Annotated in this window: 12 protein-coding genes and 1 pseudogene; 9 read left to right on the top strand and 4 right to left on the bottom strand. The window is 37.4% G+C overall.

The window, feature by feature from the left end:
• Positions 1–97: 97 nt before the first annotated feature.
• From dnaG to HMPREF2984_RS03485, 9 genes and pseudogenes are all read left to right on the top strand, one after another.
• Positions 98–1,873: a DNA primase gene (gene dnaG, locus HMPREF2984_RS03525; protein WP_003042701.1), complete on the top strand. Its 1,776-nt coding sequence runs from the start codon at positions 98–100 to the stop codon at positions 1,871–1,873.
• Positions 1,874–1,875: 2 nt separating this feature from the next.
• Positions 1,876–2,988, top strand: coding sequence for an RNA polymerase sigma factor RpoD (rpoD, locus tag HMPREF2984_RS03520; RefSeq protein WP_003042522.1), 1,113 nt, complete (start codon positions 1,876–1,878; stop codon positions 2,986–2,988).
• A gap of 18 nt (positions 2,989–3,006) precedes the next feature.
• Positions 3,007–3,336, top strand: coding sequence for a metal-sulfur cluster assembly factor (locus tag HMPREF2984_RS03515; RefSeq protein ID WP_003029776.1), 330 nt, complete (start codon positions 3,007–3,009; stop codon positions 3,334–3,336).
• A gap of 154 nt (positions 3,337–3,490) precedes the next feature.
• The gene (brnQ, locus tag HMPREF2984_RS03510; protein ID WP_003042933.1) at positions 3,491–4,819 is read left to right on the top strand and encodes a branched-chain amino acid transport system II carrier protein; all 1,329 of its coding nucleotides are present in this window, start codon (positions 3,491–3,493) and stop codon (positions 4,817–4,819) included.
• A 134-nt stretch (positions 4,820–4,953) separates the two neighbouring features.
• Entirely contained in the window at positions 4,954–5,667 is a 714-nt protein-coding gene (gene ccdA2 / locus HMPREF2984_RS03505; RefSeq protein WP_100207874.1) for a thiol-disulfide oxidoreductase-associated membrane protein CcdA2, read from the top strand.
• 127 nt (positions 5,668–5,794) lie between these two features.
• A pseudogene (locus HMPREF2984_RS03500) lies at positions 5,795–6,244 on the top strand (redoxin domain-containing protein); the annotation flags it as partial.
• 12 nt (positions 6,245–6,256) lie between these two features.
• Positions 6,257–7,375, top strand: a complete 1,119-nt coding sequence (msrB, locus tag HMPREF2984_RS03495; protein WP_037567359.1) for a peptide-methionine (R)-S-oxide reductase MsrB — start codon at positions 6,257–6,259, stop codon at positions 7,373–7,375.
• Positions 7,376–7,432: 57 nt separating this feature from the next.
• Positions 7,433–8,167: a response regulator transcription factor gene (locus tag HMPREF2984_RS03490; RefSeq protein ID WP_070670508.1), complete on the top strand. Its 735-nt coding sequence runs from the start codon at positions 7,433–7,435 to the stop codon at positions 8,165–8,167.
• A complete protein-coding gene (locus tag HMPREF2984_RS03485; protein ID WP_070670506.1) occupies positions 8,164–9,873 on the top strand; it encodes a cache domain-containing sensor histidine kinase in 1,710 nt (569 codons plus the stop codon). The genes HMPREF2984_RS03490 and HMPREF2984_RS03485 overlap by 4 nt, the downstream gene beginning before the upstream one ends.
• 27 nt (positions 9,874–9,900) lie before the next feature.
• Here the strand turns inward: HMPREF2984_RS03485 and HMPREF2984_RS03480 are convergent, their stop codons facing one another.
• The 4 genes from HMPREF2984_RS03480 to HMPREF2984_RS03465 form a co-directional block, all read right to left on the bottom strand.
• Positions 9,901–10,680 (bottom strand): ABC transporter permease, encoded by a 780-nt coding sequence (locus HMPREF2984_RS03480; RefSeq protein WP_003042640.1) that lies wholly within the window; start codon positions 10,678–10,680, stop codon positions 9,901–9,903.
• Between the two features lie 2 nt (positions 10,681–10,682).
• On the bottom strand, positions 10,683–11,462 hold the full coding sequence (locus HMPREF2984_RS03475) for an ABC transporter permease (protein ID WP_003042534.1): 780 nt from the start codon (positions 11,460–11,462) through the stop codon (positions 10,683–10,685).
• Positions 11,455–12,438, bottom strand: coding sequence for an ABC transporter ATP-binding protein (locus HMPREF2984_RS03470; RefSeq protein ID WP_003042931.1), 984 nt, complete (start codon positions 12,436–12,438; stop codon positions 11,455–11,457). Before HMPREF2984_RS03470 ends, HMPREF2984_RS03475 begins: the two co-directional genes overlap by 8 nt.
• 148 nt (positions 12,439–12,586) lie before the next feature.
• On the bottom strand, positions 12,587–13,834 hold the full coding sequence (locus HMPREF2984_RS03465; protein ID WP_070670504.1) for an NAD(P)H-dependent oxidoreductase: 1,248 nt from the start codon (positions 13,832–13,834) through the stop codon (positions 12,587–12,589).
• Positions 13,835–13,837 lie beyond the last annotated feature (3 nt).

The following is a 13,837-nucleotide window of genomic DNA, read 5'->3' as shown; positions in this document are numbered from 1 at the left end:
ATAAAATGTCTAAAAAGCATAGTGAATATTTTACTTTTTGACAAATTTGTTATAAAATGTAAGTTGTTATTCTATGATAAATTGGGGGTATTGTCTATTGATTGATAAAGAAATCATTTCTGATATTAAAAATAGCGTCAATATCATCGAAATCATAGGAGAAGTCGTTGCTTTAACGAAAGCTGGAAGGAATTATCTAGGGCTTTGTCCTTTTCATGGTGAAAAAACTCCGTCATTCAACGTGGTAGAAGAAAAGCAATTTTATCACTGTTTTGGCTGTGGAAAGTCAGGTGATGTCTTTAAATTTATTGAAGATTATCGTGGTGTTTCTTTTATGGACGCTGTACAAATTGTTGCAGATCGTGCAGGGATTCCATTAGAAATAGAGCATAGTAGAAAAGATCAGTCAATACATACACATCGTCATCAGGCACTTTATGACATTCATGCGGAAGCTGCAAGGTTTTACCATGCAGTATTGATGACAACAAAGATAGGAGAAGAAGCACGTTCTTATCTTTATGAACGTGGTTTAACAGATGAGGTTATCAAGCATTTTCAAATTGGTTTAGCGCCCAATGAAAATAACTATCTTTATAAAAGTGTTAGTGGAAAGTTTGATGAGCAAGTCATTATAAATTCTGGTTTGTTTAACTTAGCTGATAACAATCTGGTTTATGATGCCTTTCAAAATCGGATTATGTTTCCATTGACAAATGATAAAGGACAAATCATTGCTTTTTCAGGTCGTATTTGGCAAGCAAGCGATATAGATCAGAAAGTTGCTAAGTATAAGAATAGCCGAGGTACACCGATTTTCAATAAAAGTTATGAGTTGTATCATCTGGACAAAGCCAAACCGACTATTAAGAAAAGTCACGAAATTTACTTAATGGAAGGCTTTATGGATGTTATAGCCGCTTATCGTGCTGGAATTGAAAATGCTGTGGCCTCTATGGGGACTGCTTTGACGCATGAGCATGTGGAGCATCTTCGTAAATTCGCAAAGAAAGTCATTTTAACGTACGATGGTGACAAAGCAGGACAAGCAGCGACAGCAAAAGCTCTGAATGAATTGCACAATTTGTCAGTTGAAATTGTCAGGATTCCTGATAATATGGATCCAGATGAATTTATCAAAAAGAATTCTGCTGATGATTTACAAAATTTACTGACTAAAACACGAATTAGTGATATAGAGTTTCTTTTGAACTATTTGAAACCAGATAATATCGAAAACTTGCAAGCTCAAATTGAATTTGTTGAACAAATGTCTCAGCTGATTGCGCAGGTTCAATCAATCACTGCACAAAATTCCTATATTTATATGTTAGCTGAATTGTTACCTGATTTTGACTACCAGCAAGTGGAGCAAGCTGTTAATAATCATCGTTTAGTAAATAGAAGAGAGCAACAACAGCAATCTCATCAACAAGTGTCAAGACTTGACATTCCGGTAACACAGCAAGTATCGCGGCTAATTAAGGCAGAGAGTCATCTTCTGCAGCGGATGATTGATAATCCTGTGATTTTAAATGATTATCGTTTGAGGAAAGATTTTCATTTCGCAACAGTAGAATTGCAGACTTTGTACGATATTTTAAAAACAAATGGCGAGGTAACGCCACAAGATTTGTCTGAGCAAAATGATTCGGTACAGCAAGCTTGGTATCGGGTCTTAGAAGAAAATCTACCAGAGGAAGTTTCTGAGCAGGAACTGATTGAAGTGGAGCAAACGCGAGATAAGGAATTGCTTCGCAAAGAAAATCAATTGATTGGTAAAAAAGTCCGTGAAGCATCTCATAGTGGAGATGCAGATACGGCATTAGAAGAGCTAGAGCGATTTATTGCTCAAAAAAGGAGAATGGAGTAGGAATGGCTACAAAACAAAAAGAAGTAACAACTTTTGATGTTCAAGTTGCAGAATTTATTCGCAACCATAAAAAAACTGGTACAGCAACCGATGATGAGATCAATGATCAATTAGTCATTCCATTTACTTTGGAAGCTGATGGTATTGAAGATCTTCTTCAACGGATTCAGGACGCAGGGATTGCTATTACGGATAAAGAGGGCAACCCAAGTGAACGGGTTTTAAATACAGAGGAAGAAGAAGCTGAATTAACAGATGAGGAGTTGCTTGGTAGCAATTCTGCTAAAGTGAACGACCCTGTCCGTATGTATTTAAAGGAAATTGGTGTTGTTCCGTTATTGACCAATGAAGAAGAGCAAGAATTAGCTGTTCTTGTGGAGCAAGGCGACTTAGAAGCGAAACAACGTTTGGCAGAAGCTAATTTGCGGTTGGTTGTCTCTATTGCTAAGCGCTATGTTGGACGCGGCATGCAGTTTCTTGACTTGATTCAAGAAGGCAATATGGGATTGATGAAAGCCGTTGACAAGTTTGACTATACCAAAGGTTTCAAATTTTCAACCTATGCTACTTGGTGGATTCGTCAAGCAATTACTCGTGCGATTGCTGACCAAGCTCGTACGATTCGGATTCCGGTTCACATGGTTGAGACAATCAATAAATTAGTGCGGGAACAACGAAATCTTTTGCAAGAATTGGGGCAAGATCCAACGCCAGAGCAAATTGCGGAGCGCATGGATATGACACCAGACAAAGTTCGTGAAATTTTGAAGATTGCTCAAGAGCCGGTCTCTCTTGAAACACCAATTGGAGAAGAAGATGATAGTCATCTTGGCGATTTCATTGAGGATGAAGTGATTGAAAATCCAGTTGATTATACAACACGTATCGTTCTGCGTGAGCAATTAGACGAGGTTCTTGACACATTAACAGACCGTGAAGAAAATGTACTACGTCTGCGTTTCGGTCTAGATGATGGGAAAATGCGTACGCTGGAAGATGTTGGAAAAGTCTTTAACGTAACTCGTGAACGGATTCGACAAATTGAGGCCAAAGCCCTACGCAAATTGCGTCATCCAAGTCGTAGCAAGCCACTTCGTGACTTTATTGAGGATTAGTAGACAAAAGGAGGCACCATGGCATACACAAATGAACAAATTGATGATATTAAAAATCGTATCTTGGAAAGTTTGGAACAAGTTATTGACCCTGAATTAGGAATTGATATTGTAAATCTTGGTTTGATTTATGAAATTCGGTTCAATGGTGAAAATGGTGAGACACAAATTGATATGACTTTAACAACAATGGGCTGTCCACTGGCTGACTTATTAACTGATCAGATTCATGATGCAATGACAGATGTGCCCGAAGTGAGCAAAGTGGAAGTGAGATTGGTGTGGTATCCTGCCTGGACTGTTGATAAAATGAGTCGCTACGCTCGTATTGCTCTAGGGATTAAATAAGAATATAGCAGCATGACTTGATTATGCTGCTTTTGTTTTGCTCAAACATTCAGAATTTGTGCAATATTTTAACTTTATACTTTATATCACTTGAAGTATTGTAAGAATCTGTTATAATGGTTGAACATACTGAATTTTAGAAAAGGGAGAGAAGATGATTAAAAAAGGAGCACTGACAGGATTACTCTTGTTTGGAATATTTTTCGGCGCAGGGAATTTAATCTTTCCGCCAACTTTAGGAGCTTTGTCTGGCGAACACTTCTGGTCAGCGATTGCAGGATTCGTACTTTCAGGAGTTGGAATTGCTATTTTAACATTGATTATCGGTACTTTAAATCCCAAAGGCTATGTTTACGAAATTTCTAAAAAGGTTTCTCCTTGGTTTGCGACCAGTTACTTGGTAGTTCTATATCTAGCGATTGGTCCATTTTTTGCCATTCCTCGGACGGCAACGACTTCTTATGAAGTTGGGATTGCACCATTGCTTTCGAGTAATATGACAGGATTAGGACTTATTATTTTTACAATCTTGTATTTTGTGGCTGCTTACTTGATTTCATTAAATCCTTCCAAAATTTTGGATCGGATTGGTCGGATTTTGACTCCTGTGTTTGCCATTTTGATTGTCATTCTAGTCATTTTAGGGGCGATAAAATATGGAGCAGCTGCACCGCAAGCTGCTAGCACGGAATACGCAAAAGCAGCTTTTGGAACTGGCTTTCTTGAAGGGTATAATACGCTTGATGCACTTGCCTCTGTTGCTTTTAGCGTTATCGCTGTGCAAACATTGAACCAACTCGGCTTTGCTAATAAAAAAGAATATATCTCAACGATTTGGATTGTTGGAATTGTTGTTGCATTGGGATTTAGTGCGCTTTATATCGGATTGGGATTTCTTGGAAATCATTTCCCAATTCCGGCTGATGTAATGGCTTCTGATGCCAATAAAGGAGTTTATGTCTTATCTCAAGCTACACAAGCTATTTTTGGTCCGACAGCACAGATTTTCCTTACAGCCATGGTAACAGTGACCTGCTTTACGACTACGGTTGGTTTGATTGTTTCAACATCAGAATTTTTCAATAAAACCTTTCCTAAAATCAGCTACAAAATTTATGCAACAGTCTTTACATTGATTGGATTTGCAATTGCAAATCTTGGTTTGGGAGCGATCATTCAGTATTCAGTTCCTGTCTTGCAAATTTTGTACCCGATTACCATTGCGATTGTAATGATTGTGATTGTTAATAAGTTTGTTGCCTTATCTAAGATTGGAATGCAACTAACGGTCGCAGTTGTAACAATTATTGCCTTTGCGAATATCATTGGCTCGCAATTTAAATTGACTAGTGTGAGCAATTTAATCAATGCTTTGCCATTTACGCAAGCTTCAATTCCTTGGCTGGTACCAACGATTGTCGGGATTGTGTTGTCATTGTTTTTGCCAAATAAACAAAAGAGTGACACATTTGAAATGGAATAATTAAAAACATCTATCACGAAAAGTGATAGTTTTTTTATGACCATATCAAATTCAAGTTTTTACAAATCGTATCCTCTATTTTTAGATAGTGAACCAGTGTATACTTTTCTTAGAAAGAAAATGAGGAGGAAAAGATAATGATATCTATTGTGTTTTTGATTTCTGTATTTCTAGCGGGAATTTTATCATTTTTCTCGCCTTGTATATTGCCATTGCTTCCTGTATATGTTGGTATTTTATTGGATACAGATGAACCAAGAACAATCACTATTTTTGGAAAGAAGATTGCTTGGTACGGAATTATAAAAACACTATTTTTCATTGCAGGATTGTCCGTAGTCTTTTTAATTCTTGGATATGGCGCTGGCTTTTTGGGAAAAGTTCTCTATACAGAGTGGTTCCGCTATGTATTAGGAGCAATTGTTATTTTGCTCGGTGTTCATCAAATGGAACTGATCAATTTTAAGCTACTACAACGACAGAAAAGTGTTCAATTAAAAAAAGATAAAAATAGAAATGATTTTTACAATGCTTTCTTGCTAGGTGTGACCTTTAGCTTTGGTTGGACACCTTGTGTAGGTCCTGTTTTGAGTTCTGTTCTCGCAATTGCAGCTTCTGGTGGTAATGGAGCAGTACAAGGTGGCTTCCTCATGTTAGTTTATACCCTTGGTCTTGCTATCCCATTTCTCATTTTGGCGCTTGCCTCTTCTATTGTTTTACGCCATTTTGGGAAAATAAAACCTTATATGGGACTACTAAAGAAAATTGGCGGGTTACTTATCATCTTGATGGGAATTTTACTTATGCTGGGAAATCTTAATGTTCTAGCTTCAATATTTGGTGGATAAAAGGAGGAATCTCATGAAAAAAACAATGTTAGTCATCACAGGTCTTGTTTGTGTTGCTCTGTTGGGTGCCTGTGGAAATCAAAAATCAGCTAGTGGAACTAAGTCTGGACACGGACAATTTACAAATAAAACGACAGCTACAAAGTTGAATCAAGGCGAAGCAGCTCCTGATTTTGAACTAAAAGGAGTTGACGGGAAAACTTATAAATTGTCAGATTTCAAAGGAAAGAAAGTTTATCTCAAATTTTGGGCATCTTGGTGTTCTATCTGCTTATCTACATTAAAGGATACTGATGAGTTAGCTAAAAATGCTGGGAAAGACTATGTAGTTTTGACGGTTGTTTCACCTGGGCATGTTGGTGAAAAATCTGAAGCAGATTTTAAAAACTGGTATGAGAAATTAAATTATAAACATTTACCTGTTTTACTAGATCCTAGTGGTAAACTATTGGAACAATATGGTGTTCGTTCCTATCCGACAGCTGCATTTATTGGAAGCGATGGAAAATTGGTAAAAACTCGTCCTGGACTTATTAAAAAAGCAGAAATTGAATCAACTCTTAAAAGCATTAAATAGGAGGGGAGGATGATGGATCATAAAATGAAATGGTTATTATTTGGTGGAGCAGTCCTGCTGGTTTTAGGTTTATTTGTGCTGGGAAGTCGCATGATGCCAACCCTTAAAAATCAATCTGCTATTAATCAGATTAAAGAAGCAGCTGTTAGCCAGGCTGAACCGGTCAAGCAAAAGAAAGCGGACTTGAAAAATGCAAATTTAAAGCATATCTATTTGGCAGGAGGTTGCTTCTGGGGGGTAGAAGAATATTTCTCACGAGTAGATGGGGTGGTTGATGCAGTCTCTGGTTATGCTAATGGCACTAGCGAAACCACGAAATACGAACTAATCTCGCAGACAAAACATGCAGAAACGGTTCATGTAACCTATGATGCCAATAAAATCTCTTTAAGAGAAGTCTTGCTACATTATTTTAGAATCATTGATCCACTCAGCAAAAATAAGCAAGGCAATGATCATGGAGTGCAATATCGTACAGGTGTGTATTATAAAGATCAGGCTGATGTAGAAACAATTAACAAAGTCTTTGACGAGCAGAAAGAAAAATTTAAAGAGTCGTTGGCGGTTGAAAAACAACCATTAAAACATTTTATTAAGGCTGAAGAGTACCACCAAGATTATTTAAAGAAAAATCCAAATGGCTATTGCCATATCAATGTTAAGCAGGCTTCTTATCCAGTTATTGATGCTTCCAAATATAAAAAGCCTAGTGATGCAGAGATTAAAAAGAAACTATCCGATGAAGAATATGCTGTAACACAAAAAAATGATACTGAGCGTGCTTTTTCTAATCGCTATTGGGATAAGTTTGATGCAGGTATTTATGTAGATGTTGTAACAGGTGAGCCACTTTTCTCTTCCAAAGATAAATTTGAGTCTGGTTGTGGTTGGCCTAGCTTCACACGTCCAATCAGTCCAGATGTAGCGACTTATAAAGAAGATAAGAGCTTTAATATGACACGGACGGAAGTTAGAAGCCGTATTGGAAATTCACATCTTGGTCATGTCTTTACGGACGGACCAAAAGATAAGGGCGGACTTCGCTACTGTATTAACAGTTTAGCCATTCGTTTTATTCCGAAAGACCAAATGGAAAGTAAAGGTTATGGATATTTATTAGACTATGTGTAACAGCAATTTTCACAGAAATTTGCTATAATGAGTTTAGTAAATAGTAGGAGTGCGCTAGTGTATTCAATTATGATTGTAGAAGATGAATACCTTGTTCGGCAAGGTATTTCGTCTTTAGTAGATTTTGAAACATTTGATATGGAAGTCATGGGCGAGGCTGAAAACGGCTTGGATGCTTGGGAAAAGATACAGCTTGCACAGCCTGATATTGTCTTGACAGACATCAATATGCCACATATAAACGGGATTAAACTAGCTCAATTAGTCAAGGAACAATATCCTTCTGTTCATATTATCTTTTTAACGGGTTATGACGACTTCGACTATGCTTTGTCAGCAGTTAAATTAGGTGCTGACGATTATTTACTAAAGCCGTTTTCGCGGGAAGATGTGGAAACGATGTTGTTTAAAGTCAAAGAGAAATTGGACAAGGAGCGAAAGCAGCAGCAAGTTCATGAACTGGTTGAACAAGCAGAATTTTCTGATTTAGAACAAGCAATTCATGATCGTTTAACCGATACAGAATTATCTCTTAAATCACTCGCTTTTCAACTCGGGTTTAGTTCGTCTTATTTGAGTGTTCTCATCAAAAAAGAGCTGGGCTTGCCATTTCAGGATTACTTAATTCAAGAACGGATGAAGAAAGCAAAATTACTACTTTTGACAACTGACTTGAAGGTTTATGAAATTGCAGAGCAGGTCGGCTTTGAAGATATGAACTATTTTTCTCAACGCTTCAAACAAGTCGTTGGAGTGACACCGCGGCAATTTAAACGAGGAGAAGGGAAATGAAACGTTATTCGCTTCTGATTCAGTTAGTGATTTATGTTTTTATCATGATATTAGCTCTTTTGGGAATTGTCGGTGGGATTTATTATCAGACTAGTTCGGTTGCTATTCGCCAGACAACTGAGCAAAATACACGCAAGACCATTCAGCAAAGTGGTCAGTTTATCACTTCTTATTTACAAAAAGTTAAACAGACAACGAGTAGTTTGGCTGAAAATGAGAAAATAAAGACATACGCACAAACACCAAGCCAAGAAAACGCTGAACAACTTCGGCAATTATTCGCAACGATTTTAAAAACAGATTCGGATTTGGTATCTGCTATTTTGGTAACAAAAGACGGAAATCTCATATCAACGGATCCTGAATTAACCATGAAGACATCCGCTGATATGATGAAAGAAAAATGGTATCAGGATGCTATCCATAAAGGTGCTATGCCCGTACTGACACCAGCACGAAAAACCGTCAGCCATACAATTGGTGAAAAATGGGTTATTTCTATTACACAAGAAGTAGTAGATAAAGACGGGAAGAATTTGGGCGTTATTCGGCTTGACATTGGTTATAAGACATTGGAAGCTTACCTGGACCGATTACAATTAGGAAAAGAGGGGTTTACCTTCATTGTGAATGACAAACATGATTTTGTCTATCACCCAAAGAAAACAGTTTATTCATCCGCCACTGAAATGAAAGCGATGGCGCCCTATCTTTCTGTCAAAAATGGCTATGTCAAATCAAAACAAGCTTATGTATCTCAATATCAAATTCCAAATAGTGGTTGGACATTGATTGGGGTTTCTTCAATGGAACAATTGCATGCAGTTCAAACGCAGATTTTGTGGTCTTTTATTGGAACAGGTCTGTTTGCTTTGGGTGTTTGTCTAATAGGGATCTGGTTTGTGCTTCGGCTTTGGATTAAGCCATTGCGAGATTTGCAAGCGACCATTTTAAAGGTTGGAAGTGGGCATTCAGATTTGAGGGCTAATGAAACCGGCTCTCCTGAATTAGTTGATTTGGCAAGACAATTTAATATTATGTTAGACCGGATTGATCAATTGATGATTGCAGTCAAAGAAGAGGAACAGAATGTCAGAAAATATGAATTGCAGGCGCTTTCCAGCCAAATCAACCCGCATTTTTTGTACAATACGTTGGATACAATTGTATGGATGGCAGAATTTAATGACAGCAAGCGTGTGGTAGAAGTAACAAAATCACTAGCTAAGTATTTCCGTTTAGCTTTGAACCAAGGACATGAACAAATTTCTCTTAAAGATGAAATTGACCACGTGCGTCAGTATCTCTTTATTCAAAAACAGCGCTATGGTGAGAAATTGCAATATGAGATTAAAGAGTTGAAGCAATATGATGACTACAAAATTCCAAAATTAATTTTGCAGCCTTTGGTTGAGAACGCCATTTACCATGGTATCAAAGAAATGAATCGTCAAGGGAGGATTCGAGTTAGCGTTTCTGAAAATGACACGCAGCTCATCGTTTCAATTTATGACAATGGTCGTGGCTTTGTCGCCAGCGAAACTACAAATGCTACACTCGTTCGCTTGGGTGGTGTAGGTCTGAAAAATGTTGACCAACGTTTGCAATTACAATTTGGTAAATCCTATCACATGGAAATTAAATCTGAAGAAAATACTTATACGGAGATTCGTCTCTATTTTCCAAGGGCAAATAAAACCAACTGATGAAAGATTTCAGTTGGTTTTTAATATTTAATTCCCAACACTGGAGAATTTTTTCATGCCGTATTTGAATAGAGCGTAGTTGATAGTAAAAATAACAAGTAGGACTAAAGGAAGTAGCAAACCAATCCAGCTTAGATTTAAAAAATAAAGAGCTGGAAAAAAAGAAGTAAAAGCATAAGGAAATACAAAAATTAGTATCAATTGGATAAAGGTTGGGTAAATTTTGATAGGGTATTGTGCCATTTGATTGAGGGAGAAAATCCCCATTGTGATAGGGAAAGATTCGACAATCCAAAAAGCAAGAGCAGTAGGTCCTAATTGAATAGCGGCATAGAGTAAACCAATACAAATACAGATAAAGACAAAGAGAAGTAGATGAAAAATATTCCAATGCAGTCCGAGTAAATGATAGGATTGATAAGTTGCAATAGCTCCCATCAGTGTTGTGCCAAAGCCTTGTAGCTGCACGCGTTCACAAATTAGCTGAAAAAGAGGATTGATGGGCATGATAAGCAGGCGTTCAAACTCACCTTTGCGAATATAGCGGCTTCCAAACATCCAAAGATTGTCAAAGAAAATCAGGTGAACTGAACGTCCGATAGTTGCCATTCCATAAATAAATAGCATTTGTCCATAGTTGAATCCGGCAATTTCCTTGATATTTGCAAATAATACATTTAAAAAGATTAAATAAACAATCTGTTCAATCAAAGAAGAAATAAGTCCAATAAAGAAGTCCAACCTATAAGACATACTAGCAATCAAGTAAGCTTTTAAATTATAAAAATAAATATTGATGTATTTCATCTTCAACCTCCTAAAATGACTAAACGACGTTTAGCTTGATACCAAAGAAAAGCAATGAAAGCTGAAAGTATCGGAATCCAAGCCAACTGAATCCAGAAGAGTTCAGTATTAACAGGTCTTTTCAAAAGGATATTGACTGGAAAATTAACAGCAAAGCTGTAAGGTAACAGTTTCAAAATATTTGCGATATTTTCTGGATAAAAACTCAGTGGCAAAAGCGATCCAGACGCAAGTGAAAAAAGCCCATTTCTGAGAATCAAAATTCCCCATGTATTCGTCGTGAAAAAGGCTGTTAAGCTAAACCCTAAATCTAGCAAGAGGACAATAAATATTCCTAATAAACTGGAAAATAGGAAAAGCAAGCCTGTTTGCCAATTTGGAAGATAGAGCTGCCCTTGAATGAAAGGAATCATCAGTAAAATTGGAATGAATTTAACAATTTCAACAATTTTGACAGCAAAGTCTTGGAAAAAGAGCGAAGTAATTAAAGAGTAAGGATAAAGTAGCTCGCCAGTAATATTCCCATCTACAATCATCAGAGATAGATCCCGTCCAATACTAAAACTATTTAGATTTCCTAGTAGATTTGCGAAGATAATATAGGTAGTGAACGTTTCTAAAGTATAACCATTAACGTGAGATTGAGTGAAAAAAATGGTTTTCCAAACAAAAATAGAGACAAGAACTTGTATGAAAGTACGAATCAGGGTTGCAACAAAGAAAGATTTATATTGAAGTTGCGTAATAAGAGCTAATCGTGTGATATGGATATATTTACTCATCAAGCCCCTCCTCATAAATTTGTTTGACGATATTTTCAATTGTCAATTCTTTGATAGCTAGGTCTTCGATTGAATAATGATCAAAAATCTGATTAATAACTTGGGCATTAGTATAAATATCTGTCTGATAATGAATATTGAAATGATAAGAGTCAATTTTCTCAAAACGAAAACCATTGATTTGGAATAGCTCTTCTATTGGCGTTTGCGTTTTGAAAGAAATGGTTTTAACTGTTGAAAACTTTTCTCTTAATTTCGTCAGACTTCCATCATAAACCTTTTTGCCCTTATCAATGATAAAAATTCGTCCACAGAGTGATTCAATATCTTGCATATCATGAGACGTAATGAGGAAAGTTGTCTGGTGTTCTTTATTCATAAAGCGAATGAAGGAGCGGATTGTTTCTTTTACGCTGGCATCAAGACCAATTGTAGGCTCATCTAAGAAAACAACGGCAGGCTGATGAATGAAAATAGCAGCAAATTCGCAGCGAACTCGTTGCCCGAGCGAAAGATTACGAACAGGCTGGTGAATAAAATCTCCTAGCTGCAACAGGTCAATTAATTGCTCCAAGCGTTCCTCAAAAACTTTATCAGGAACGTCATAGATTTTCGCATGCAAAATAAAAGATTCCAGCACAGGAATATCCCAACGTAAATGTGATTTTTGTCCGAACAAAACGCCAATTTGCTTATTGACTGCTGTGCGATGTTTCTGTGGGGTAAGTCCATTAATTTTAACACTGCCTTGATCTGGATAAAGAACACCCGTCAGCATTTTTATAGTCGTGGATTTTCCGCTTCCATTCGAACCAATATAACCAATAATTTCACCTTTTTGAACCGTTAATGAAATATTCTGTACAGCGTGAATTTGTTTTTTCTTGGGGTGAAAAAAGGCTTTGATAGAACCCTTAAGACCTAATTCTTTCTCGACAATACTATATGTCTTATATAATTGATTTGCTTCAATCATCATTATCTCCTTATGATAGAAAACGTTTGCAGACAACAATCATTATAACAGGTGCACGGTTTATATGCAAGAGGATTTTCTGAAAATACTTTTTATTTCATATAGAAAAAGACTAAGATAAAGTTCTCAATCTTTCAAAGTTCTTTTATCAATGACTGGAAGCGCCAGAAGTGGCATCTGCTTCGCCTGCGCTATTATCGCTGTGACTGCCTGCATCAGAAGCACCGGAAGTAGCATCAGCTTTAGCCTGTCCTCCTGCAGGAGCGAATGGACCGCTTCCGCCAACTAGCTGCTGACCAGTTGTTTCCAAGTACCATTCCAGCCATGGTCTGAAATTAAAGACAATTTCATTGATACCAGCGTAAGAGCCGTCTGGATAGTACATGGCCTGATAATTGTGTGTATTTAAAACTGGTGAATGCGGATTTGGAATCAGGGTGCGGACATATTCTTGATTGCCGTTACGCAAGGTTCCGACCACCCACTCTACATTTTTCATTCTGCCAGCCGGAAGTGAATTGTGAACCGTTGATAAGCGGTTTCCTGACTGAGATGGTACACGTTTTGCCAGCATGGTATCAGGGTCTTGATGTGCATTGTTGTAGTAGAGGAATTGGTTGTTGTCATCGGCGTAAGTCAGTTCAAAAGGCATGGATTTCAAGAACATATTAATCTGATCCACCGTTAAAATACCGTGGTCTAGTTTTACATAGGTATCTCCTGAGACAGCGCCCACCATGGCAGCGGCCTTTTCAACCCATTCGGGATCATCTGGGTCAATGCCTTGAATCGTTGTTGCGATAGGTTTGGTCACATCTAAATCTTCTGGTTCAATTGGTTTTGGTTTTTTCAATTTTGAAACGACCTCTACATATTTCATAAAATTATCCAAGCAGGTTTCAAGGAATTTGACGGTTCCCTCGTTGATAATATTGCCCTCATCGTCGAAGGCTTCTTTGGCTTTTCCAAGCAGAAATTCATTTCCGGGAAGAGTATAAGCATTGACACCTGGTGCGTCAAGAATTTTGCGTAAATGGACCTGTGCGCGTGAAGTTCCTTGATCGTAGTAAGAAGCGCCCACAATCATGACAGGCTTATTTTCAAATGGATGAACTTCAAATGACAGCCATTCAAGCACGCTTTTCAGAGCGGCAGTAATGGTATGGTTGTGCTCAGGTGTTGCGATAATGACGCCGTCTGCACGGGTGATTTTGTTGTATAGGAGGCAAAGTTGGAAAGATTCGTCCCATTTTTCGTCTTGATTAAACATCGGAACTTCATCAATTTCCAAGACTTCCAATTCAAATTTTAGTTTAAAATGTCTTCTGATAAATTCCAGTAATTTACGATTATACGATTGCTCTGCATTTGAGCCTACAATTCCTACAAATTTCATTGC

Origin of the sequence: Streptococcus sp. HMSC066E07 (assembly GCF_001814695.1) — a bacterium.
GTDB classification, from domain to species: domain Bacteria; phylum Bacillota; class Bacilli; order Lactobacillales; family Streptococcaceae; genus Streptococcus; species Streptococcus hominis.
Note: the sequence above shows the minus strand (reverse complement) of the source record. Positions and strands in the feature narration are given on the sequence as shown.

Coding starts and splice junctions, on each gene's coding strand:
- rpoD (WP_003042522.1), top strand. CDS start 1,876: ATGGCTACAAAACAAAAAGAAGTAACAACTTTTGATGTTCAAGTTGCA.
- HMPREF2984_RS03515 (WP_003029776.1), top strand. CDS start 3,007: ATGGCATACACAAATGAACAAATTGATGATATTAAAAATCGTATCTTG.
- brnQ (WP_003042933.1), top strand. CDS start 3,491: ATGATTAAAAAAGGAGCACTGACAGGATTACTCTTGTTTGGAATATTT.
- msrB (WP_037567359.1), top strand. CDS start 6,257: ATGGATCATAAAATGAAATGGTTATTATTTGGTGGAGCAGTCCTGCTG.
- HMPREF2984_RS03485 (WP_070670506.1), top strand. CDS start 8,164: ATGAAACGTTATTCGCTTCTGATTCAGTTAGTGATTTATGTTTTTATC.
- HMPREF2984_RS03480 (WP_003042640.1), bottom strand. CDS start 10,680: ATGAAATACATCAATATTTATTTTTATAATTTAAAAGCTTACTTGATT.
- HMPREF2984_RS03475 (WP_003042534.1), bottom strand. CDS start 11,462: ATGAGTAAATATATCCATATCACACGATTAGCTCTTATTACGCAACTT.
- HMPREF2984_RS03470 (WP_003042931.1), bottom strand. CDS start 12,438: ATGATTGAAGCAAATCAATTATATAAGACATATAGTATTGTCGAGAAA.
- HMPREF2984_RS03465 (WP_070670504.1), bottom strand. CDS start 13,834: ATGAAATTTGTAGGAATTGTAGGCTCAAATGCAGAGCAATCGTATAAT.